The sequence below is a fragment of the Pseudoduganella sp. UC29_106 genome, from assembly GCF_044055365.1.
Taxonomy (GTDB): domain Bacteria; phylum Pseudomonadota; class Gammaproteobacteria; order Burkholderiales; family Burkholderiaceae_D; genus Rugamonas.
In genome coordinates this window covers 6,196,915-6,216,886 of sequence record NZ_CP171977.1, presented here as the reverse complement: position 1 = coordinate 6,216,886, position 19,972 = coordinate 6,196,915, and the positions used below count along the sequence as shown (strand labels likewise).

Annotated in this window: 18 protein-coding genes and 2 pseudogenes; 14 read left to right on the top strand and 6 right to left on the bottom strand. The window is 63.7% G+C overall.

Features of this window, described 5'->3' with window-relative positions; all coding sequences use genetic code 11:
- The first annotated feature begins 5 nt into the window (after positions 1 to 5).
- Both ACHMW6_RS30980 and ACHMW6_RS30975 read left to right on the top strand, forming a co-directional pair.
- Entirely contained in the window at positions 6 to 356 is a 351-nt protein-coding gene (locus tag ACHMW6_RS30980) for a DUF5335 family protein (RefSeq protein ID WP_395402834.1), read from the top strand.
- Between the two features lie 83 nt (positions 357 to 439).
- The gene (locus ACHMW6_RS30975; protein ID WP_395402832.1) at positions 440 to 901 is read left to right on the top strand and encodes a Rid family detoxifying hydrolase; all 462 of its coding nucleotides are present in this window, start codon (positions 440 to 442) and stop codon (positions 899 to 901) included.
- Between the two features lie 31 nt (positions 902 to 932).
- Here ACHMW6_RS30975 and ACHMW6_RS30970 read toward each other — a convergent pair whose 3' ends face one another.
- The 4 genes from ACHMW6_RS30970 to ACHMW6_RS30955 form a co-directional block, all read right to left on the bottom strand.
- Complete coding sequence (locus ACHMW6_RS30970) at positions 933 to 2,042, bottom strand: M28 family peptidase (RefSeq protein WP_395402830.1); 1,110 nt, start codon at positions 2,040 to 2,042, stop codon at positions 933 to 935.
- Between the two features lie 584 nt (positions 2,043 to 2,626).
- Complete coding sequence (locus ACHMW6_RS30965; RefSeq protein WP_395402828.1) at positions 2,627 to 3,661, bottom strand: alpha/beta hydrolase; 1,035 nt, start codon at positions 3,659 to 3,661, stop codon at positions 2,627 to 2,629.
- 71 nt (positions 3,662 to 3,732) lie between these two features.
- Entirely contained in the window at positions 3,733 to 4,110 is a 378-nt protein-coding gene (locus ACHMW6_RS30960; protein WP_395402826.1) for a VOC family protein, read from the bottom strand.
- Complete coding sequence (locus tag ACHMW6_RS30955; RefSeq protein ID WP_395402824.1) at positions 4,107 to 4,859, bottom strand: hypothetical protein; 753 nt, start codon at positions 4,857 to 4,859, stop codon at positions 4,107 to 4,109. Before ACHMW6_RS30955 ends, ACHMW6_RS30960 begins: the two co-directional genes overlap by 4 nt.
- 86 nt (positions 4,860 to 4,945) lie before the next feature.
- Between ACHMW6_RS30955 and ACHMW6_RS30950 the strand changes: the two genes are divergently transcribed.
- The 3 genes from ACHMW6_RS30950 to ACHMW6_RS30940 are packed head-to-tail and all read left to right on the top strand — an operon-like array spanning position 4,946 to position 6,651.
- Positions 4,946 to 5,482, top strand: a complete 537-nt coding sequence (locus ACHMW6_RS30950) for a DUF2058 domain-containing protein (RefSeq protein WP_395402822.1) — start codon at positions 4,946 to 4,948, stop codon at positions 5,480 to 5,482.
- Between the two features lie 6 nt (positions 5,483 to 5,488).
- On the top strand, positions 5,489 to 5,824 hold the full coding sequence (locus ACHMW6_RS30945; protein ID WP_395402820.1) for a hypothetical protein: 336 nt from the start codon (positions 5,489 to 5,491) through the stop codon (positions 5,822 to 5,824).
- Positions 5,821 to 6,651: a GNAT family N-acetyltransferase gene (locus ACHMW6_RS30940; RefSeq protein ID WP_395402818.1), complete on the top strand. Its 831-nt coding sequence runs from the start codon at positions 5,821 to 5,823 to the stop codon at positions 6,649 to 6,651. The genes ACHMW6_RS30945 and ACHMW6_RS30940 overlap by 4 nt, the downstream gene beginning before the upstream one ends.
- 18 nt (positions 6,652 to 6,669) lie before the next feature.
- On the opposite strand, the pseudogene ACHMW6_RS30935 reads toward ACHMW6_RS30940, so the two are convergent.
- A pseudogene (locus ACHMW6_RS30935) lies at positions 6,670 to 6,990 on the bottom strand (DUF1840 domain-containing protein); the annotation flags it as partial.
- Positions 6,991 to 7,201: 211 nt separating this feature from the next.
- On the opposite strand from ACHMW6_RS30935, the pseudogene ACHMW6_RS30930 reads away from it, so the two are divergent.
- From ACHMW6_RS30930 to ACHMW6_RS30900, 7 genes and pseudogenes are all read left to right on the top strand, one after another.
- Positions 7,202 to 8,607, top strand: a pseudogene (locus tag ACHMW6_RS30930) (Tat pathway signal sequence domain protein); the annotation flags it as partial.
- A 54-nt stretch (positions 8,608 to 8,661) separates the two neighbouring features.
- Positions 8,662 to 9,936, top strand: a complete 1,275-nt coding sequence (locus tag ACHMW6_RS30925) for a hypothetical protein (protein ID WP_395408756.1) — start codon at positions 8,662 to 8,664, stop codon at positions 9,934 to 9,936.
- Entirely contained in the window at positions 9,933 to 11,768 is a 1,836-nt protein-coding gene (locus ACHMW6_RS30920; RefSeq protein WP_395402816.1) for a glycoside hydrolase family 2 protein, read from the top strand. Before ACHMW6_RS30925 ends, ACHMW6_RS30920 begins: the two co-directional genes overlap by 4 nt.
- A gap of 39 nt (positions 11,769 to 11,807) precedes the next feature.
- Entirely contained in the window at positions 11,808 to 13,376 is a 1,569-nt protein-coding gene (locus ACHMW6_RS30915; protein WP_395402815.1) for a diguanylate cyclase, read from the top strand.
- A gap of 82 nt (positions 13,377 to 13,458) precedes the next feature.
- Entirely contained in the window at positions 13,459 to 14,133 is a 675-nt protein-coding gene (locus tag ACHMW6_RS30910) for a hypothetical protein (RefSeq protein ID WP_395402814.1), read from the top strand.
- A gap of 109 nt (positions 14,134 to 14,242) precedes the next feature.
- Positions 14,243 to 15,160 carry an MYG1 family protein gene (locus ACHMW6_RS30905; protein WP_395402813.1) on the top strand — a complete coding sequence of 306 codons (918 nt, stop codon included), beginning with the start codon at positions 14,243 to 14,245 and terminating at the stop codon, positions 15,158 to 15,160.
- 222 nt (positions 15,161 to 15,382) lie between these two features.
- Positions 15,383 to 17,815 (top strand): penicillin acylase family protein, encoded by a 2,433-nt coding sequence (locus tag ACHMW6_RS30900; RefSeq protein WP_395402811.1) that lies wholly within the window; start codon positions 15,383 to 15,385, stop codon positions 17,813 to 17,815.
- Between the two features lie 154 nt (positions 17,816 to 17,969).
- Here the strand turns inward: ACHMW6_RS30900 and rnk are convergent, their stop codons facing one another.
- Positions 17,970 to 18,344, bottom strand: coding sequence for a nucleoside diphosphate kinase regulator (gene rnk / locus ACHMW6_RS30895; RefSeq protein ID WP_395402809.1), 375 nt, complete (start codon positions 18,342 to 18,344; stop codon positions 17,970 to 17,972).
- 430 nt (positions 18,345 to 18,774) lie between these two features.
- On the opposite strand from rnk, the gene ACHMW6_RS30890 reads away from it, so the two are divergent.
- Positions 18,775 to 19,449 (top strand): low temperature requirement protein A, encoded by a 675-nt coding sequence (locus ACHMW6_RS30890; RefSeq protein WP_395402807.1) that lies wholly within the window; start codon positions 18,775 to 18,777, stop codon positions 19,447 to 19,449.
- Positions 19,343 to 19,936, top strand: a complete 594-nt coding sequence (locus ACHMW6_RS30885) for a low temperature requirement protein A (protein ID WP_395402805.1) — start codon at positions 19,343 to 19,345, stop codon at positions 19,934 to 19,936. Before ACHMW6_RS30890 ends, ACHMW6_RS30885 begins: the two co-directional genes overlap by 107 nt.
- The last annotated feature ends 36 nt before the right edge of the window (positions 19,937 to 19,972 follow it).

Sequence of the window (19,972 nt, the reverse complement as noted above, 5' to 3'; positions counted from 1 at the left end):
GCATCATGGGACCACGCAAGCTCGAGGGCGCATCCTGGCAGGCTTACTTTGACGGCCTGTCCAGAAACCTCCACGGCCAGTCGGCCGAAATTGAAATTGCCGCGCTGGCCCTGGGCAACCAGGTCCAGGCGGACTGGCTGCCCCTGATGGGCATCAGCTACGACCCTGCCCGCCGGGTGCTGGCCGTGCTGCTGGAGGGGCTCGACCATCTCGTTCAACAGCCACGCGAAATCCATGTCGATGAAGGGCCGGCGGGCTTGAACAGCCTGCTTGTCATCGACGAGGAAGGCATACGGCAAATCATCAGGCTGCGCGAGCCCTTGATGCTGCCGGCGCCGCACACTGGTGCATCCTAGCCACAAAGCCTGGCAGGACCTTGCAGATTGCTGGCCGGATGCTAATTTGTTAAATTCATCCACCTGCCCTGAAAGGATCTGCCATGCGTACCCGCCTGCGTGTTCCGTTCGTGATTGGCTTGATTGCATTGACCTTGTCCGGCTGCGCCACCATGAACCGCCCCGATATGCGGCCGGTCGCGGTGAATGGCGCGCCCAAGGCTATCGGCCCGTATTCGCAGGGCGTGGTCGCCAACGGATTCCTGTACACGGCCGGCATGCTGGCGCGTGATCCGGAAACCAACAAGCCCGTGGAAGGCGATATCACGGTGCAGACCAACCGCATCATCGATAACCTGGAAGCGATCCTGGCCGGCGCCGGCTGCTCGCTGAAGGATGTGGTGAAGGTCACCGTCTACATGACGGACCTGAATGACTTCCCCAAGATGAATGAGGCCTACGCGGCCCGCTTCGGGGAGAACAAGCCCGCCCGTTCCACCATCCAGGCAGCCAAGCTGCCGGGTGGTGCGAACATGGAGGTGGATATGGTGGCGCGCCTGCCTTAGCGCGCTGTGGGGCGCGCCACCTGCGCCGTGCTTACTTGCGCTTGGCTGCAGTCTGGTCGCGCACGGTACGGAACTCGGAATCCTGCGACCAGTTCGGCCAGGCTTTCGAGTCCGCCAGATCGCGGCCCAGGCTGTACAGCACTTCCAGGTCGCGCGCCATGCCCGTGAATGGCCACTGCGCACTCCACTCGTCGGAAGGCTGGTGATAGTTGTTGGTCGTGTAGGCTTCCTTGGCCGCACGGCCCGCCGCTTCGCCGCCTTCCAGCCAGTCCTCGCCGGATTCGAAGGAAATCGCCGGCACGCCGCGCTTGGCCATCGGGAAGTGGTCGGAGCGGAAGAAGTGGCCGGCTTCCGGCTGCGGGTCAGGCGAGTAGCTCATGTTCCACTGCTTGGCCTTGGCGACCAGCATGTCCAGCATGTCCTGTTTGGCGTCGCCGGAGCTGCTGAAATTGCGTGCCGGACCGTCGGGACGGAGCGCGTCCATATTGATCATGCCGACGGTGGTCGCCAGCGGATAGAGCGGGTTGGAGGCGTAGTACTCGGTGCCCAGCAAGCCTTTTTCTTCGGCCGTTACAGCCAGGAAGACCACGCTGCGCTTCGGCGCCGGCGCCTTGCCGTAGGCGCGCGCCAGTTCCAGCAGGGAGGCGATGCCGGTGGCGTTGTCCACGGCGCCGTTATAGATCTTGTCGCCCTTGGCATCCGGCAGGCCCACGCCGAGGTGGTCCCAGTGGCCGCTGTAGATCACGGTTTCGTTGGGGCGCTCGGTGCCTGGCTTGATGCCGACCACGTTCTTCGACTTGATCACCTGCGCATCCACCGCATAGTGGGCGGACAGAGTCACGCCCTTCAGCAGTTGCGGCTTGAACTCGCGCGTCTGCGCCAGCTTCTTCGACGCTTCGAAGTCCATGCCGGCGCGCTTGAACAGGTCCACCACCACATCGCGCTGGATCCAGGCTTCCATCGGCGCGTGGGCCTTGGCCGGCTCCTTGCGCACGATGTCGTACATGACGTTGGTGTTGGAATTCTTCACCGTCGGCCAGCCATAGGAGGCGGGCGCGGTTTCGTGCACGATGATCGTGCCCAGTGCGCCGCGGCGGGCCATCTCTTCGTACTTGTAGGTCCAGCGGCCGTAATAGGTCATGGCCTTGCCGCCGAAGTCGCCCTGTCCCGTTTTCGAAGTCAGGGTCGTTGATCAGCACCACGGCCAGCTTGCCCTTCAGGTCCTGGCCCTTGAAATCGTCCCACTTGCGCTCGGGCGCCGTCACGCCATAGCCGACGAAGACCAGCGGGGCCTTGTCGAAGTCCACGCGCTGCTTGCCGTTCATGGCGGCGCGCACGGCCATCTGTTCGCCCTGGGTGAAGCTCTGGTCCTGCTTGCCGTCGTTGACGGTCAGCGTGACCTGACCCTTGATCTCGAAGCGGCCCAGCGGCACTTCCTGCGTCCAGTTGCGCTTGCCCTTCACCAGGTCGCCGCCCGGCTGCAGGCCGGCAGCCTTGAATCCGTCGACGATGTAGCTGACCGTCTTGGTTTCACCGGCGGTGTTCGGGCCGCGGCCTTCAAATTCATCGGAGGCCAGGACTTTCACGTCCTGCGACAGGTGTTGCGGGTCGAATTTCGGGGCATCCTGAGCCTGGGCCGCGGTAGCGGACAGGATCAGGCTAGCCAGCAGTGCTTTTTTCACTGTGTTCTCCATGGTTTCTTTTGGAGGCAACAGCGTATCAGGTTCAGCGCATGGCGGCTACGTCCAGAACGGCCTGGGCGAAGTCGCGCGGCGCTTCCTGCGGCAGATTGTGGCCGATGCCGCCGGTGGACGTGCGGTGCTCGTACTTGCCGCTGAACTTCTTGGCATAGGCGCTCGGGTTTGGGTGCGGTGCACCATTCGCGTCGCCTTCCATCGTGATGGTCGGTACCGAGATCGCGGGGAACTGCGCCAGTTTCTGCTCGATTTCATCGTACTTCGCATCGCCCTGGGCCGCGCCGAGGCGCCAGCGGTAGTTGTGAATGACAACGTCCACATGGTCCGGATTGTCGAAGGACTGGGCGCTGCGCAGGTAGGTGGCTTCGTCGAAAGCCCATTTGGGCGAGGCCAGCTTCCAGATCAGGCGGTTGAAGTCCTTGCGGTTGGCTTCATAGCCCGCGCGGCCACGCTCGGTGGCAAAGTAGTACTGGTACCACCATTCCAGCTCCGCCTGCGGCGGCAGGGGGTTCTTGTTGGCCGCCTGGCTGCCGATCAGGTAGCCACTGACCGAAACCAGTCCCTTCACGCGCTGAGGATGCAGGGCTGCCACGATGCAGGCCGTACGCGCACCCCAGTCGAAGGCGCCGAAGACGGCGCTTGGGATCTTCAGCGCGTCCATCATCTGCACGATATCGACGGCGATCGCGGCTTGCTGGCCGTTGCGGAAGGTGTCCTTGGACAGGAAACGGGTGGCGCCGTAGCCGCGCAGGTAGGGCACAATCACGCGGTAGCCCGCGGCGGCCAGCAGCGGGGCCACGTCTTCGAAGGCGTGGATGTCATAGGGCCAGCCATGCAGCAGGATCACGGGCTGGCCGCTGGCCGGACCCAGTTCCGCATAAGCGATATCCAGTTCGGACGTGCGCACATGGCGCAGCTGGTCCAGCGGCGAACGGCTGGCGGAGGAGGGCAAGGCGGCCGCCCTGGCGGTCGGGCCGAATGCCAGCTCCAGGGTGGACAAGCCCGCCAGTGCGAACGCGCCGGTCATCATGAAACGGCGCTGCTTATTGATCTTTTCGTTCATCGCTTCCTCCGCTAAATGTTGTGTGCATGGAAGAAGTATATGTACAGAATGTATCTGATGTGTGTCCGAATTTAGCTGGAATAGCAGCGGATTTCGATGTTGTTCCTGTCAGGATCGTAGAAGTAGATTGACTCGGCCATGCCGCGGGCGCCCTGGGTCTGGGCCGGACCATGGCTGCTGCGGTCGAAGGGCGTGCCGCCGTAGGGGATGCCCATCTGGATCAGGCGCTGGTGCACCGCGTCGAATTCCTCGCGCTCCAGCGCGAAGGCCAGGTGCTGGGGATGGCCCGGCGGCGCCTGCATCAGGTCAATCGTCAGGTGCTCGTTGACGCGCAATATCTCGAATGGCTCGGCGCGGCCGGCATGGGTGAAGCCCAGCACTTCGCCGTAGAACTTCACGATGGCGGCAGGTTCGTGCACGTGCAGGATCAGGTGGTCGAGCTGGATCATGGTGGTCCCTCCTTGTCGTCCGCGAATTCTAGCTCGATCAGCGAATCGTCAGGGTACGATTTGTCCGCCAGCGGCGGATAGTAGGCCCGGCCCTTGTCCGACAGCTTGAGCTCCACGCGGCGCCCGTCATGCAGCAGGGTCGCCGTGCTTAGTTTGCGCGGGCTGACCGAGGTGGACAGCCTGATTTTCTCGTGCGTGCACCAGCGGGTGGTCAGCAGCAGCGAGTTGATCATCGCCTTGAACACGAATCCCAATTCCTCCTTGGCCACGCCGACCAGCACTTCGCATTCCAGCCGCAGGTCGCCGAGGCGGCGCATGTTCGTGGATACGTTCGGGCTGCGAATGTCCGGCTGCCAGCGGTATCCGGACTTGGGCTTGTTCAGCAGCAGGTCCGCGTTGTCGGCGGCGGCGGCTTCATCGCGCGGCAGGATGAAGGTGAGGTTGACGTCGATCGGCACATTGATGGACGTGTTGTCGCCCGCGATGCGCAGCGTGAGGTCGTTCAGCTCCGCGCCGGCGCCAGGCTGGGAACGCAGGCGGAAGCGAACCTCCGGCGCAGTGGGCGCCAGCTCGTGGTAGGACTCGAACGCGTCCAGCCCCGCCAGCATGGCGCGGTAGCGGAATAGTTCGGGATTGCGGACGCCCTTGATTTCCACCATTTGCGGCTCGGCGGCCGCTGGATCGGCCCACGCCGGCGCGGCCAGTGCCACCGCGAGGGCGGCGGCCGCGGCGCTAGGATGAGGTGTCATTGCTGAGCTGGCAGTTGAAAGTCCGCCAACTATACGCCGCGCGCATTTGCTATGCTAGGGTCTTTGCATTATTCGGAGTAGCAGAGATGGTTTCGTTGCAAGAGCAACTGCTGAAAGCCGGCCTGGGCGACAAGAACAAGGCCAAGAAGATCAACCAGGACAAGGCGAAGCAGAAAAAGGAAGAACGCCGCACCGGTGCGCAATCGGTGGACGAGGCGAAGCTGGCCGTGCAGGAGCAGCAACGCCAGAGCGCCGAGCGCGCCCGCGAACTGAATGCGCAGCGCGACGCCGCGGCACAGCAGAAGGCGATCCGCGCGCAAATTGCGCAAATGGTGCAGCAGAATCGCCAGTCCAAGGGCAATGGCGATATCGCCTACAACTTCACCATCGGCAGCAAGATCGAGCGCATTTACGTTTCCGAAGCCGTACGCGGCCACCTGATCGCGCGCCGCCTGGCGATCGTGGGCCTGGACGGTGCGTTTGAACTGGTGCCCAAGGTCATCGGCGAAAAGATCGCCGAACGCGATGCGTCAATCGTGGTCTTCGCCAAGCAGGCCAGCAACGAGGTCGATGAGGACGATCCGTACGCAGCCTTCAAGATTCCTGATGACCTAATGTGGTAAGCCATCATGCGGACCGCGCTCTTGCTTCTGATGGCGGCCGCGCTGACGGCATCGGCGGAACCCGCCGGGCTGCCGGATGATGTGAGCGCCTTCCTGGCGGAGCGCGAGTCCTGCGATCACTGGCGCGGCGAAGATGGCTACGACGCCGACCGCCGCGCGGAAATCAGCTGGTCGGTCTGCCAGTATTGCGCCGGCACCGATCGCAAGCTGGCGAGCCTGAAGAAGAAGTACCGTTTGAGCAAACAGGTGATGGACAGGCTCACGGGCCTCGAATCCCACATCGAGCCGGGCCCCGCGGCCCGCCAGTGCCGCGCCTCACGCAAATCCAGGTGGGTGGGATGATCATCCGCGCAATGAGCCGGCAGGAGCTGGACGTGGCGCTCGACTGGGCCGCCGCTGAAGGCTGGAACCCGGGTCTGCATGATGCGGACTGCTTTTACGCCGCCGATCCCGGCGGCTATCTGGCCGGTTTCGTTGACGGCGCAATGGCCGCCAGCATTTTCGCCGTGCGCTATGGCGCTTCGTTTGGCTTCATCGGCGGCTACATCGTCAAGCCGGAATACCGTGGCAAGGGCCACGGCATCGCCGTCTGGAACGCCGGCATGGACCGCCTGGCAGGGCGCAATGTGGCGCTGGATGGCGTGGTGGCGCAGCAGGCGAATTACGCGAAATCCGGCTTCGTGCTGGCGCACCGTAATATCCGGTTCGAAGGGCAGGGCACGGGGCGGACCGCGCCGGGGGCCAGCTTTGAGCGCGTATCAGGCCACACGGAGCTGGCTCGCTACGACAGCGCCTTTTTCGCAGACGATCGCACAGACTTCCTGCGTTGCTGGACGGGCCAGCCGCAGCACGTCACCCTGGCGGCGCGCGTGGCCGGCGGAATCGCAGGCTATGCGGTCATGCGCCCCTGCCGCAACGGCTACAAGATCGGTCCCCTGTTCGCGGATACTCCGGAGCTGGCGGAGCAGCTGTTCACGGCACTGCAAGACGAGGCGCCGCAAGGAGCGCCCCTATTCCTCGATGTCCCGGAACCGAACCAAGCCGCGCTGGCGCTGGCGGAACGCCATCAGTTGCGACAGTGCTTCGAAACGGCGCGCATGTATACGGCGGGCGAGCCGGAAATCAGCCTCGCCCGCACTTACGGCATTACCACGTTCGAACTGGGCTAAGACGCCCCACATGATGTATTCGTTTTCCTGCCGGGCCGCGCGCAGCATCTCCAGCAGGGGATAGGCGCGCGCCGAGAAGCTCACGCGCTGCAGCTTTGCATGCTCCTCGGTTTCGCCTTCTTCGCGTTCATGGGAGTGCACATCATGCTCCACATCCTCGCTCGGGTGGTCCTTCGTCCACGCCACCTCGCGCTCCAGCAACTGCAGGGCTTCGGCTGCCTCGTCCGGAGTAATCACGCCGCGCTTCGGACTCTTGTGCAGCAGATGCAATATGCGTTCGGCATGTTCCTGGTACATCAGTACTTCGGGCGAGGACTTGGACTTGAAGGTTATTAGCATTTGCACACCTTTATTCGATTTAAGGGGCGGCAACTCCAAATGTGCTGCCCTTTGAGCAAACATTAGGCCAATGCGCTGAAAATCCATAGTCCTATTTGTATCCTTAAGTAACCATTAAGTTTCAAAATTCATTCCTTTGATTATTTGTAATCGGCGTGAAACATAGCGAAAACCAGCTCTTATACTCGGTTTTTATTTCGCTAGGATTCCCATGGCAACGCAGATCCCATCCCGCCGCCGCTTCCTGCAGTCGGCCGCCGCAGTATCCGTCATGTCGGCCTTTCCGGCTGTTTCCTGGGCGGTAACGTCCAATACCAGCGCCAAAGTGGCCCCGGTAGCCGGCACCGCACTGCATTGGCTGGATGGCAAGATGCCGGCCCGCTTCGAAGGCGCGACCTTCGGCGTGCCGTGGCCGCGCGGCACGATGCGCCTGCCCGCCAACAAGAACCTGCAGTTCCGCCTGGGTGGCGGATCGGGCCTGCCCGTGCAATCCTGGCCGCTGGCGTACTGGCCGGACGGGTCGCTCAAATGGACGGCCCATGCGGTGGGCGGCGGCGCCCCGGCGGAAGGCTGGCAGCTCGAAGCAGGCGCCCCGGCGGCGGGCAGCGTGACGGTAAAGCAGTCCGGCGCGGAAATCGTGGTCACAGCCGGCGACCTCGTATGGACCGTACCCACCAGCGGCGAGCACCTGATCGCCAAGGCCACGCGCAAGGGCCGCGTGACCATGCAGGAACTGAAGCTGGTTGGCCTGCGCCAGGACGGCCCCGATCCGGACGCGGGCGGTTCCGTCTCGCGCCAGCCCTTCGCCAGCAAGGTCACGCGCGTGACGATTGAGCAGGCCGGCCCGGTGCGCGCCGTGCTGAAAGTGGAGGGCATGCATGCGGGAGTAGGGCGCGACTGGCTGCCGTTCTCGGTGCGGCTCTACTTCTATTCCGGTTCGGACAGCGTGCGCATCGTCCACTCCTTCATCTACGACGGCGATCCGGCGAAAGACTTCATCCGTGGCCTGGGCGTGACCGCCAGGGTGCCGATGAGCGATGCCACGGTCAACCGCCACATCCGCTTCTCCGGTGAAGGCGTGGGCGTGTGGGGGAAGCCGTGCGCTCGCTGACCGGCCTGCGCCGCGATCCCGGCCAGGCTTACCGCGACGCGCAGATCGCCGGCAAGGCCCTGCCGCCGCTGGATGGCATGAACAAGCAGGTGCAGGATGGCCTAAAGTGGATTCCGGAGTGGGGCGATTTTTCGCTGTCGCACCAGACCGCCGACGGCTTCGTGATCCGCAAGCGCACCACCACGGGCCAGGCCTGGATCGATTCCAATGCCGGCACGCGCACCAAGGGCTTGGCGTATGCAGGCGGCGCAAGCGGCGGCATCGCGCTGGGACTGAAGGACTTCTGGCAGCGCGCGCCCACGCAACTCGATGTGCGCAATGCGGCAACGCCGATGGCCGAAGTCACGGCTTGGCTCTGGTCGCCGTCCGCGCCGGCGATGGATATGCGGCCCTACCGCGCCGTCGATGGCATGGATACTTACGCCAAGCAGAACGAAGGCTTGAACATCACCTATGAGGACTACGAACCGGGCTGGGATACGCCGATCGGCGTGGCGCGCACCTCCGAGCTGCAGCTGTGGGTGCTGGGTGCAACGCCCTCGCATGAAGCCCTGTCCGAGATGGCTTCGCAAGTCGCCACCCCGCCGCGCCTGGTGCTGGCGCCGCAGCGCATCCACCAGTGCGGCGTGTTCGGCGACTGGGACGTGGCCGATTCCAGCAAGCCCGCGCGCAAGATCGTCGAAGACCGCCTGGCCTACCAGGTGGACCAGTACTTGAGGGAGGTCGAGCAGCACCGCTGGTACGGCTTCTGGTCCTACGGCGACGTGATGCACACCTACGATAACGACCGCCATATGTGGCGCTACGATATCGGCGGCTTCGCCTGGGACAACTCGGAGCTCTCCACCGACCTGTGGCTGTGGTACAGCTACCTGCGCACGGGCCGCGCCGACATCTTCCGCCTTGCCGAAGCGATGACGCGCCACACGGGCGAGGTGGACGTGTATCACCTGGGCCGCTTCAAGGGCTTCGGCACGCGCCACGGGGTGCAGCACTGGTCCGATTCATCCAAGCAGCCGCGCGTGTCAAACGCCGCCTACCGCCGCATCTACTACTATCTGACCGCGGACGAGCGTGTAGGGGACCTGATGCGCGAGCTGCTCGATTCCGATGCGGACCTGGGCAATGTCGATATCTCGCGCAAGCTGGCGCGCAGCGCCGCGCTTGAAAGCGCGCCGGGCATGACCAACGCTTCCTTCGGCACCATGTGGGGTTCGCTGGTGGCGTCCTGGCTGGCGGAGTGGGAGCGCACCGGCGATCCGCGCTGGCGCGACAAGATCGTCAACGGCATGGAAAGCATTGGCGCCATGAAGCGCCGCTGGTTCGCTTCCTCCGCGCCGTACGATGCGAAGACCGGCAAGTTCCAGGGGCCGGGCGACCACCTCGCGATCTCGCACCTGAACGGCGTATTCGGCGTGGTCGAAATGAGTTCGGAACTGCTTACGCTGGTCGACGCACCGGCTTACCGCAAGGCGTGGCTGGAGTACTGCCGCTACTACAACGCGCCGAAGGAAGACCTGGTATCGCTGCTGGGCACCGATCCAGGCGGCCGCTCGCTGACGGATGCGCACTCGCGCATCACGGCTTATGCGGCTTACCAGGAGCGCGACCACGCGCTGGCGCTGCGGGCCTGGCGTGAATTCCTGGGTGCTTCGCGCGGGCTAAAGGCGCGCTCGCGGCGCGTCGATGGCCCGGCCGTGATCCGTCCGCTGGACGAGCAGGGGGGCGCCAATACCAACGGCGCTGCGCAATGGAGCCTGGCCGCCATCCAGAACCTGGCCCTGATCGGCGACAGCCTGGAGGAAGCGGCGCGCACGGCAGGCCTCACGCAATGAGGCGGCTCCTCCTTGCCCTGCTGTTTGCGATCGGCTGCGGCGGCGTTGCTGCGCAGGACCTCCGCCCCGCGCTGCTGCTGACCGCCTCGCAGTCGCGCGACAGCCAGGACCTCTCGGGCCAGTGGACATACTCGAAGGACTTGTACCGCACCGGCCTGACCGACATCAACGGCTGGGTCGCCAAGTCGCGCATGCAGCGCTACCGCGACATCAATGTGGCGGCCGAGGAGTCGCGCGGCGGCGCCGGCTTTTATGAATTCGACATGGACCGCGGCCCGCAGATGTCCATCCCCGGCGCATGGAACGCTGCCGATGCGGAATTGCGCTACTACGATGGCCTGATCTGGTTCCAGCGCAAGTTCAACGCCAAGCCAGTGAATGGCGGCCGCGCCTTCCTGCGCTTCGAAGCGGTCAACTACCGCGCCTATGTCTACCTGAACGGCAAGGAGGTCGGGCGGCACGAAGGCGGCTTCACGCCCTTCGTCCTGGATGTCACCGATGCGCTGCGCGCGGGCGACAACCGGTTGACCGTCGGCGTCGATTCCACGCACGATGCGCAATCGATCCCGACCTTCATCACCGACTGGGACCTGTACGGCGGCATCACGCGCCCGGTGCGCCTGGTGTATGCACCCGCGACCTTTATCGACGACGCTACGCTGACCCTGCGGACGGACGGGCATATTGCCGGCGAAGTGCGCCTGCAGGGCCCGAAGGCGGCGCGCCAACAGGTCACCGTGGCCATCGGCTCGCTCGCGCCGGCAACCGCGACGACGGACGAAGCCGGCCGCGCGGCCATCGACATCAAGGCGCCCGCCGCGCTTGAACGCTGGTCGCCGGAAAGCCCGAAGCTGTACGACGTGCGCTTCAGCGCCGCCGGCGATACGGTGCGCGACCGCATCGGCTTCCGCACCATCGCGGTCAAGGGCGGTGAAATCCTCCTGAACGGCAAACCGGTCTTCCTGCGCGGGATCTCGCTGCACGAAGAGGAGTTCGGCCCCAACCCGGCGCGCAATATGACGGAGCAGGCTGCGCGCGCGCTGCTGCATGAAGTGAAGCACGGGTTGCACGGCAATTACGTGCGCCTGTCGCACTACCCGCATTCCGAAACCACGCTGCGTCTGGCCGATGAAATGGGCCTGCTGGTGTGGAGCGAGATTCCCGTCTACTGGAGCGTGGACTGGGAGAATCCGGCCGTGCTGCGCAAGGCGCTTGCAATGCAGGCCGAAACCATTTACCGCGACCGCAACCGCGCGTCGGTGGTGCTGTGGAGCGTGGGGAATGAAACGCCGGTGTCCGAAGCGCGCACGCGCTTCCACAGCGCGATGGCCGATAACGTGCGCAGCCTCGATCCCACGCGCCTGATCAGCGCCGCGCTGCTGGTCGAGCGCAAGGACGGCGTCACGGCCATCCACGATCCGCTGGCGAACAAGCTCGATGTACTGGCCGTGAACACCTACGCGGGCTGGTATGGCGACGACAAGCTGGAATCGCTGCCTGACCTGAAATGGCAGCTGCCCGCCGACCGTCCGCTGATCTTCTCCGAGTTCGGCGCCGATGCGCTGGCGGGCTACAGGAACGATGGCGCCAGGAAGTTTACCGAGGAATACCAGGCCGAGTATTACCGCAAGACGCTGGCGATGGCGGGAAAGATCCCCACGCTGCGCGGCATGTCGCCCTGGGTGCTGAAAGATTTCCGTTCGCCGCGCCGGGAGCACCCGGTGTTCCAGAACGGCTGGAACCGCAAGGGCCTGCTGTCCGAGACAGGCGTGCGCAAGGAGGCCTTTGAAGTGTTGGCTGAGTACTACAGGAACCGTGCGGCAAGCCAATAAAAACATGTAGAATTCATGCACATTTGCTTGGAGCAAGGCATGAATTCTTCGCGTTTGCGGTTGATGCGCCAGGGCTTGCTCGTATTGGCCGTGGTGTTCCCCCTTGTCTATGTGTACGTGCAGTACGTGTCCGCCCAGCGCGACTATCGCACCACCATAGCCGACGCGGATGCGGAAAATCGCCAGATTGCCGCCGCGCTGAAGGAACACGCCGCCCGCTCCGTGGGCGAGGCCGATCGCGTGATGCAGGCGGCAATGGGAGAGATCGCGCGCAGCGGCCTGGCGCTGACCTGGGACAACCGCTTCGCCCTGGAGCGCATCCTGCGGCGCTACTCGATGGAACTGCCGCAGATTTCCAAGCTCACCATCATCGACGGCGATGGCAAGGTACTGGCTGTCAGCGGCGCCCAGCTGATGGAGCCGGCCGATGCCAGCGACACCGGCTATTACAGCTACCACAAGTCGCACAAGGATGGCTCACTGTTCGTGACACCGACCTACAAGAGCAAGGTCAACGACCGTCAGGTATTCGCGCTGACGCGCAGCCAGCGCAATGAAAACGGTACGTTGAAGGGTGTCATATTGTGCAGCATGCGCACCGATTACTTCGGCGAGTTCTATCGCACGCTCGATGCGGGCAAGGGCGTGCGTGTGATGCTCGTAAGCGCCGGCGGTCCGGTGCTGGTGGAAAGTCCCGCCCTGCCGGGAGCGGGCGCGCGCGACTTGTCACGCTCGCCGTACTGGGCGCAATACAAGGATGATGAATCCGGCAGCTTTACCACCGATACCAGCGTAATGGACGGCACGGCGCGGCTGGTGTCCTTCGCGCGCGTTCCGCATTTCCCGCTGCTGGTGGTGGTGGCCCAGCGCGAAGATGAAGTGCTTCGGCCCTGGCATGAGCGGCGACAGCAGGCATTGCTGATCGGCGGCGCGTCCATCCTGCTGATGCTGGCGCTGATTGGCCTTCTATGGCGCCATCTGACGCAGCTGATGGCGGCGCAGGCCACGCTGCACGAGCAGAACGAGGCGCTGCGTACGTTGAACGAGGAGCTGAAACAGCAGGCGATCGTCGACCCGCTCACGAACCTGCACAACCGCCGCTACTTCAACGTCGTGTTCCCGCGCGAGATCCTGCGCGCGCGCCGCAGCGATGCGATGCTGGCCTTCTGCATCGGCGATATGGACAACTTCAAGAAGTACAACGACCGCTACGGCCATCCGCAAGGCGACGCCGCGCTCCAGCAGGCATCCCGTCTGATGCGCGAAGCCATGCACCGCGCCGCCGATTACGCTTTCCGTCTTGGCGGCGAGGAGTTTGCCATGCTGTTTGCCGCGCCCGGCCCCGACGAAGCCTGGCAGCTGGTGGAAGCGGTGCGCCACCGTATCGAGCAGCTTGGCCTGTCCCATGAGGACAACCCGGCCGGCGTGGTCACCATGTCCTTTGGCCTGGTCTGCGTGCTACCCGGCGCCGAAATCGATGCGGCAGGCCTGTACTCGCTGGCCGACAACGCCCTTTACGAAGCCAAGGCGGCCGGCCGCAGCTGTACGGTCCGCAAAATCATCTGGCCTGTCGAGCGCCAGGCCCGGGCATCCGACCCGGCGCGCTGACGCAACAGTTTCTGCCTGGCGATAATGAAAGTGCCAGGAAAAGTGGCTAAAATAGCAGCTTTGTTAAATCAGGGGAAACTCCGTGAAACGCATGCTCGTCGTCGCCGCGCTGGCGATCAGCCTGGCAACACCCGCCTATGCGGTTGGTCCGCTGGCCGCCATTGTTATCGGCTACGTCAAGCAGGCGCTGAAGGAAAAGCTGATTGCCTACGCCAAGGAAAAAGCCACGGGCCTGGCGGGGGAAGCGCTGGCGGACGTGCCGGGCGCGGGCTTGCTGGGCATGATGCCTGGCATGGGCGGCTTCAGGCCGCGGCCGGGCATGTCGTCCGAGGCGACGGCAAGCCTGCAGGCGGCAGGTTTCAACGACACCGGCGCGAAGCCGTTCACCGATGCCGAGTGGGCCGAGTACGAGCAGACCGTGACCATGATGGCCAAGGCGGCGGGAGCCGGACCGGACGAGATCCCCGATGTGCGCGAGCTGCGTGCCGGGATGGCCAATATGCCGCCGCAAATGATCGGCATGCTGCGCATGCAGCTGCGGCAGTTCCAGGAAATGAAGGCGGAGCAGGCGAAGATGCGGGAAGCGTATGCCGCGATGTCCGAGCCGGAGCGTCAGGAAGTGGTGGCCGAGCTGGTGAAAACCTTCCGCGAGCAGCCGGCCGAATACCAGCCGAACGCGATGCAGGCGTTGCAGAGCGATGCGCTCGGCCTGCCCGACGATTTGAAGAAGCGCCTGATGGTGGCCTTGAAGGGCTGACCGTGGGGGACGCGGTCCATGCCACAATCGGGATATGATCCTCGCTATATCAATGCAAGTACTGGAAGCCCCATGGTCATCGTGACTCATGGCGGCAAGTTCCACGCGGATGACGCGTGGGCGGTCGCCGTCCTCAACGTCCTGTTCCCCGGACGCCGAAATCATCCGCACGCGCGATCCGGCCACGATCGAAGCGGCCGACTTCGCGGTCGATGTCGGCGGCATCTGGGACCCGGCCACCGGCCGCTTCGACCACCACCAGAAGGGCTTCGGCGCTGCCAGGCAGACCGGCGTCCCTTATGCCAGCGCGGGCCTGGTGTGGCGCGAGTACGGGCCGCGTTGCGTGACTGCGCTGGCCCTGGCGCATGCGGGACATCAGCTGTCGGAAGACAAGGCACGCGAGATGGCTTACGCCATCGATGCGGAACTGGTGCAGTACCTGGACCTGGCCGATGTCGGCGCTGCCAAGAGCGCGCCCGGCGGTTATGGCTTGTCCGCGGTGGTATCCGGCTTCAATCCCAACTGGCTGGACGAACAAAGGCTGAACTACGGCCCCGCTGCGGACGAGTATCGGCTGGGCCAGTTCCGCCGCGCGATGTCCCTGCTGACCGATATCCTCGTGAATTCAGTCAAATACCGCGTCGGCGCCTTGCTCGCGGTGGAACAGGTGCGCCAGTCGGAAGTGCTGGAAGGCGGCAAGGTCCTGTTCCTGAAAAACGGCGCCTTGCCGTGGACGCAGATCGTGCGCAAGGAAATGCCCAAGGTGCTGTTCGTGATCAGCCACAGCATCGCCGAGCAGCGCTACATGCTGCACACGGTGCCCGTCAGCCCCGAAAGCTTTGATGCGCGGGCCGATCTTCCGGAATCCTGGGCCGGGCTGCGCGATGCGGAGCTGGCCGCAGTCACCGGCGTGCCGGACGCCACCTTCTGCCACAACGGGCGCTTCATCGCCGCGGTCAAATCCTACGAAGGCGCCCGCGCCATGGCGGCGCTGGCGCTCAAGGCCGTCGACGAAGGCGCGGCCTAGCCTTTTCCTGCGCGCGTCCGCGTCCCTTCCTCCCGCTTCCCGCAGCAATGCCTGCTTGCCGATTGCAAGGGACGCCGTGCGTTTGAAGCGCACAACAAAATAACCAGGACTCAGCTGTTCTTGTGATAGATGGTATCGCGCGTCCGATGCGTCGTAGTAGATTTGGCAAATTGGAAATCTTTCCAGCTTTGGCCGATCCACCCGTCGCAAAAAAGGAAACAGATGAAACCACGCTCCCCAGCCAGTGGCATCCTGGCGATCCTACCCTTCACACTACTGGCTGCCTGCGGCAGCAGCGATAAAGACAGCGCCCCGCCGCAACGGCTGGCGTCACTGGTTTCGGCTTCCGCGCCCAAGCCCTACAGCGCCACGATCCGCTACACGTCCTATGGCGTGCCGCACATCAAGGCCAACGACTTCAAGGGCGCCGGCTATGGCTACGGATATGCGTTCGCGCAGGAGAATATCTGCCTCTATGCCGAGGAACTGGTGACGCTGCACGGCGAGCGCGCCAGATACTTTGGCATGGCCGGCGGCTACCTCGGCCAGTTGGGCGACAGTTTCGGCAATGTCGATTCCGACTTCTTTTACAAGCTGCTGTTCACGCAGGCGTTGGCGGCAAAGATGCGGGAGGCTGCGAGTCCCGACGCGCAAGACCTCGCCGCCGGCTTCACCGCCGGCTACAACCGCTACCTGAGGGAAGCGGGCGCCGATGGCCTGCCCGCCGCTTGCCGTAACGCGGCCTGGGTCCAGCCGATGACCGAAGACGACGCCTACCTGCGCTTTGCGCAAGCAACGACGGTGGCCAGCTCGCTGGCCTTCGTCAGGCAAATTGGCTCGGCGCAGCCACCGGCCGCCGGCATCGCGCTGTCCGGCCTGCGCAAGGGGAAATTGCCGGCCATCGACTACGCGAATTCCTCGATTGCCCGCAGCCTGCAGGCCATCCAGGACCATACGATCGGCTCCAACGGCTTCGGCCTGGGCAAGGACGTGACTGAAAGCGGCAAGGGCATTGTGTTCGGCAATCCGCACTTTCCGTGGTGGGGCGCCTTGCGCCTGAACCAGCTGCACCTGACCGTCAGCAACAAGGGCTATGACGTGTATGGCGCGACGCTGATGGGCGTGCCGCTGCCCCTGATCGGCTTTAACAACAAGGTCGCGTGGACCCACACCTTCTCGACCGACAACCGCTTCACCTTGCGCTACCTGACGCTCGACCCTTCCAGCCCGACGCGCTACATCAAGGATGGCAAGCCGGTTGCGATGACGGCCGTGCCGCTGACCATCAGCGCGAAAGCCGCGGACGGCAGCATGACCACCTTGTCGCGCACCCTGTACACGACCGAGTTCGGGCCGATGCTGATGGATGGCTCGTTTGCCTGGGGAGCGTCGTCCGCCTTCGCCATCCAGGATGCGAACCTGACGAACTACAAGCTGATCGACCAGGTCATCCTGAACGGCAAATCCGACAGCGTGGACGAACTGCGCGAAGCGGCGGCAACCTACACCGCCATGCCCTGGGTGAACACCATGGCCGCCGACCGCAAGGGCAATGCGCTGTACGCCAACTACTCGGTGGCGGCTAATGTGTCCGACGCCCAGCTGGATGCCTGCGTGGTCGGCCCGTTCCGCAACATCATGGCCTCGTCAGGCGTGGTCGTCATGAGCGGCGCCAGCTCCGCCTGCGACTGGGCTGGCGCGGTCGGCGCCGACAAGCGCCCGTGGGTCAAGCGCAGCGACTATGTGCTCAACTCGAATGACAGCCACTGGTGGCCGAGCATGAACAGCTTCCTCACCGGCTATCCGCGCATCATCGCTACCGGCCCCTACGCCGAGGGCGTGGCGGCGAACAATCGCACCCGCACCGGCCACGCCATCGTGCGCGACCGGCTGGCCGGCACGGACGGCGCGGCAGGCAACCGCTTCAACATCGCCAGGCTGCAGCAGCTCTACCTTCAGGGCCGCTTCTTCAAGGCGGAGAAATGGCTGCCCGAATTTGTCAGCGCCTGCCTGGCCTCAAGCTCCGCTTCTGCCGCCGCCAGGGACGCCTGCGCGGTGCTGCAGGATCGGGACAAGACGCATACGCCCGGCAGCTCGGGGGCGATCCTGTTCCAGGAGCTGTATACGGCGCTGGGCGAGCTGAATGCTGCTTCCTGGTGGAGGGTCCCGCTCGATCCGGCCGACCCGCTGGAAACGCCGCGTGGCGCCGCCGGCATCGACGCTGCGCTGGCCAGGCTGGAGGAACTCGTCGCCTCCTCGCAATTCGACAGCGCTGCTAAACGGCGCGTGCGTCCGCAGGATGTGCAAATCCTTTCGCGCAGTGGAGGTCCGCAGTCCATCCCCGGAGGGCGCTACACTTTCTACAACTGGCGCGGCGTAAAGACCCAGGTAGCACCCGGCAACTGGATCTACACCGGCCATCCGGCGACCAACGCCGGCGCCTACGGCAACAGCTACCTCCAGTTCGTGACCTGGGGCGATGACGGCCCCGTCGCCGAAGGCATGCTGAGCTACGGCCAATCGTCGAACCCCGAAAGCGCCCACTTCAGCGACCTGACCAGGCTTTACGCAGCCGGCAAATGGATAACGCTCCCCTACACGGAAGCCCAAATCACCGCCGACCCCGAGTACCGGCGCATCGACATATCGGAATAAAGCCCGGCCCAAATCCGGGGTCAGGTCTGTCATTCGGACACGCGCACCAATTCTTTGATATTCCTCAATACGAAAATTCAGCCGATTTTGCGTATTGAGATAGATCAAAAGCTAGCGCTAGCTGTCCGAATGACAGAGCTGACCCCGAATGGGGTTAGCGCACCACTTCCAGCACGCGCACCGTCAGGAGCTGGCCGTCGGGACCGGGCCAGTCGATGGTGTCGCCTACGGATAGACCCAGCAGGGCGGAGCCGATGGGCGTGAGGATGGAAATGCCGTTCGGCAGTTGCGCCATATCCCTGGGGTAGGCGAGGGTCAGGCAACGCACTTCGGTCGACCCGGCAATTTCAAAGCGGACCGTGGAATTCATCGTGACGACGTCGGCCGGCATGTCTTCCGGCGCCAGGATATCGGCGCGCGTGATTTCATTGAGCAGCGCACGGCCGGCGAGGTTGTCAGGCCGCATGGCGCTGATCAGCGCTTCCAGGCGGTCGGCGTCGAGCGATGAGATGGTGATGTGGGGTTTCATTGGAATATCTCCTGGTTTTCGATTCAGCATGAAGCAAGCGGGAAGCTGAGGGAGGCTCGGAGAGGCGAAGGATGCCGGATTAGTCCGACCGGCCCCACCGAGCCTAGGAAAGCCAGGCGAGATTGCGGTTGAAGAGCAGGCCAGGCACGACGGGCGCAAGCGATCCGCTCCCGGTCTGGGAGCAAGCGTTGCAGCGTGCAGCGATAGCGGCCTTCATCATGGCAGCGAGTATAGCCCGGAAAACAGGATATCGCCCGAACGCGGCGTTTGGCGTTATCCGTCGTCCTGGCGGGGCGAAGCTTCTTCACGACGCCCGCGGTTGACCCTTGCCGACGTCAAACACGACTCACAGGGCCCGCGGCAGGAACGAGGACTACAATCGGTCTGTCCGGCCTGGAAAATCTGACATGGCCAACGGGGACCAGACGATATGCACAACACAAAATATTTCGAGCCCAATCGCACCGCCACTTGGCTCGAGTTGTTCTTCGACCTGATTTTTGTGGTGACGATCGGTGACGTAACGCATATCCTGAGCCACACGCACGAGGGTCATCTCGACCCGCTCCAGTTCTGGAAATTCGTCCTGATCTTCATACCGCTGTGGTGGATATGGGCCAGCCATACGGTCTATGCCAACCGGTTCGACGCGGATGACCGCAAGCATCGGCTGGCAACCCTGTGCATCATGTTCCTGCTGATCATCATCTCGGGCTTGATCGACCGACGATTCCTGGCCAGCTTTGACGCCATTGTCGTCTGCTACGCCCTCTCGAAATACATCATCGCCGTGATGTACTTCGTGTCAAAGTACCGGCACAAGGAAAGCGACAAACTCACAACGGCAGTTTGCTGGGTGATCGTCGCTGGCGCCAGCATCAGCCTCGCTTCGATCCTGTTCCCGGCGCCACAGCGATATGTCGTGTTTTACGTGGGCATAGCATTCGATCTGCTTGCGTTCATCTTTTTTCTTGCCGCCTCGGCTCGAGGTCATCCCCGTGCATACCAAACACCTGATCGAGCGTGTGGGCCTGCTCACGATCATCTTACTGGGAGAGTCCGTCAGCAGCCTGTCTGTGGGACTGGCCAACTTCAGCTGGACTGAGGAGACGCTGCTGACCGCCGTCACCGGGTTTGTGATGATATCGGCGATCTGGTGGGTCTACTTTGACAGTTTTCACTTGCTGACCAGACAGAAGCTCACGACCGGCCATTCGGTGATTTACTCGCACTTTTTCGTCTTCATCGGGCTGTCGATCCTGGCCAGCCTGATCCGGCACGCGATCATGGACAACATGGTGGTTTCCGATTTCAGGGTGCTGGCTGCCATCGGTGCGGTCTGCTTTTTCATCGGCAAGCAGTACGCTTACTTCATGGAGATTCCCGAGTTGCGGCGGCAGCTGGTCGTCAACACCCTGGTCGTCTTCATGTTGAGCGGGCTTGCACTGCTATTGCCCAGGATTGATTACATCCTGCTTGGTCTTACCGCTGCGATGATTTGTTATGCCGTCCTCAGTCTCAGGTACCTGAACGTGCCCCGCGGCCGTAACGACCATCCGCGCGACAGCCCGGTCACGGGAGACCGGCCATGAGCCACGCAGCAGACAAAGTTGTGAAACCCGGTCATC

What these genes read in the sequence shown, in the direction of transcription:
- ACHMW6_RS30980 (WP_395402834.1), top strand. Translation starts at nt 6, where the DNA reads ATGGGACCACGCAAGCTCGAGGGCGCATCCTGGCAGGCTTACTTTGAC.
- ACHMW6_RS30975 (WP_395402832.1), top strand. Translation starts at nt 440, where the DNA reads ATGCGTACCCGCCTGCGTGTTCCGTTCGTGATTGGCTTGATTGCATTG.
- ACHMW6_RS30970 (WP_395402830.1), bottom strand. Translation starts at nt 2,042, where the DNA reads ATGACCTATTACGGCCGCTGGACCTACAAGTACGAAGAGATGGCCCGC.
- ACHMW6_RS30965 (WP_395402828.1), bottom strand. Translation starts at nt 3,661, where the DNA reads ATGAACGAAAAGATCAATAAGCAGCGCCGTTTCATGATGACCGGCGCG.
- ACHMW6_RS30960 (WP_395402826.1), bottom strand. Translation starts at nt 4,110, where the DNA reads ATGATCCAGCTCGACCACCTGATCCTGCACGTGCACGAACCTGCCGCC.
- ACHMW6_RS30955 (WP_395402824.1), bottom strand. Translation starts at nt 4,859, where the DNA reads ATGACACCTCATCCTAGCGCCGCGGCCGCCGCCCTCGCGGTGGCACTG.
- ACHMW6_RS30950 (WP_395402822.1), top strand. Translation starts at nt 4,946, where the DNA reads ATGGTTTCGTTGCAAGAGCAACTGCTGAAAGCCGGCCTGGGCGACAAG.
- ACHMW6_RS30945 (WP_395402820.1), top strand. Translation starts at nt 5,489, where the DNA reads ATGCGGACCGCGCTCTTGCTTCTGATGGCGGCCGCGCTGACGGCATCG.
- ACHMW6_RS30940 (WP_395402818.1), top strand. Translation starts at nt 5,821, where the DNA reads ATGATCATCCGCGCAATGAGCCGGCAGGAGCTGGACGTGGCGCTCGAC.
- ACHMW6_RS30925 (WP_395408756.1), top strand. Translation starts at nt 8,662, where the DNA reads ATGGCTTCGCAAGTCGCCACCCCGCCGCGCCTGGTGCTGGCGCCGCAG.
- ACHMW6_RS30920 (WP_395402816.1), top strand. Translation starts at nt 9,933, where the DNA reads ATGAGGCGGCTCCTCCTTGCCCTGCTGTTTGCGATCGGCTGCGGCGGC.
- ACHMW6_RS30915 (WP_395402815.1), top strand. Translation starts at nt 11,808, where the DNA reads ATGAATTCTTCGCGTTTGCGGTTGATGCGCCAGGGCTTGCTCGTATTG.
- ACHMW6_RS30905 (WP_395402813.1), top strand. Translation starts at nt 14,243, where the DNA reads ATGACGCGTGGGCGGTCGCCGTCCTCAACGTCCTGTTCCCCGGACGCC.
- ACHMW6_RS30900 (WP_395402811.1), top strand. Translation starts at nt 15,383, where the DNA reads ATGAAACCACGCTCCCCAGCCAGTGGCATCCTGGCGATCCTACCCTTC.
- rnk (WP_395402809.1), bottom strand. Translation starts at nt 18,344, where the DNA reads ATGAAACCCCACATCACCATCTCATCGCTCGACGCCGACCGCCTGGAA.
- ACHMW6_RS30890 (WP_395402807.1), top strand. Translation starts at nt 18,775, where the DNA reads ATGCACAACACAAAATATTTCGAGCCCAATCGCACCGCCACTTGGCTC.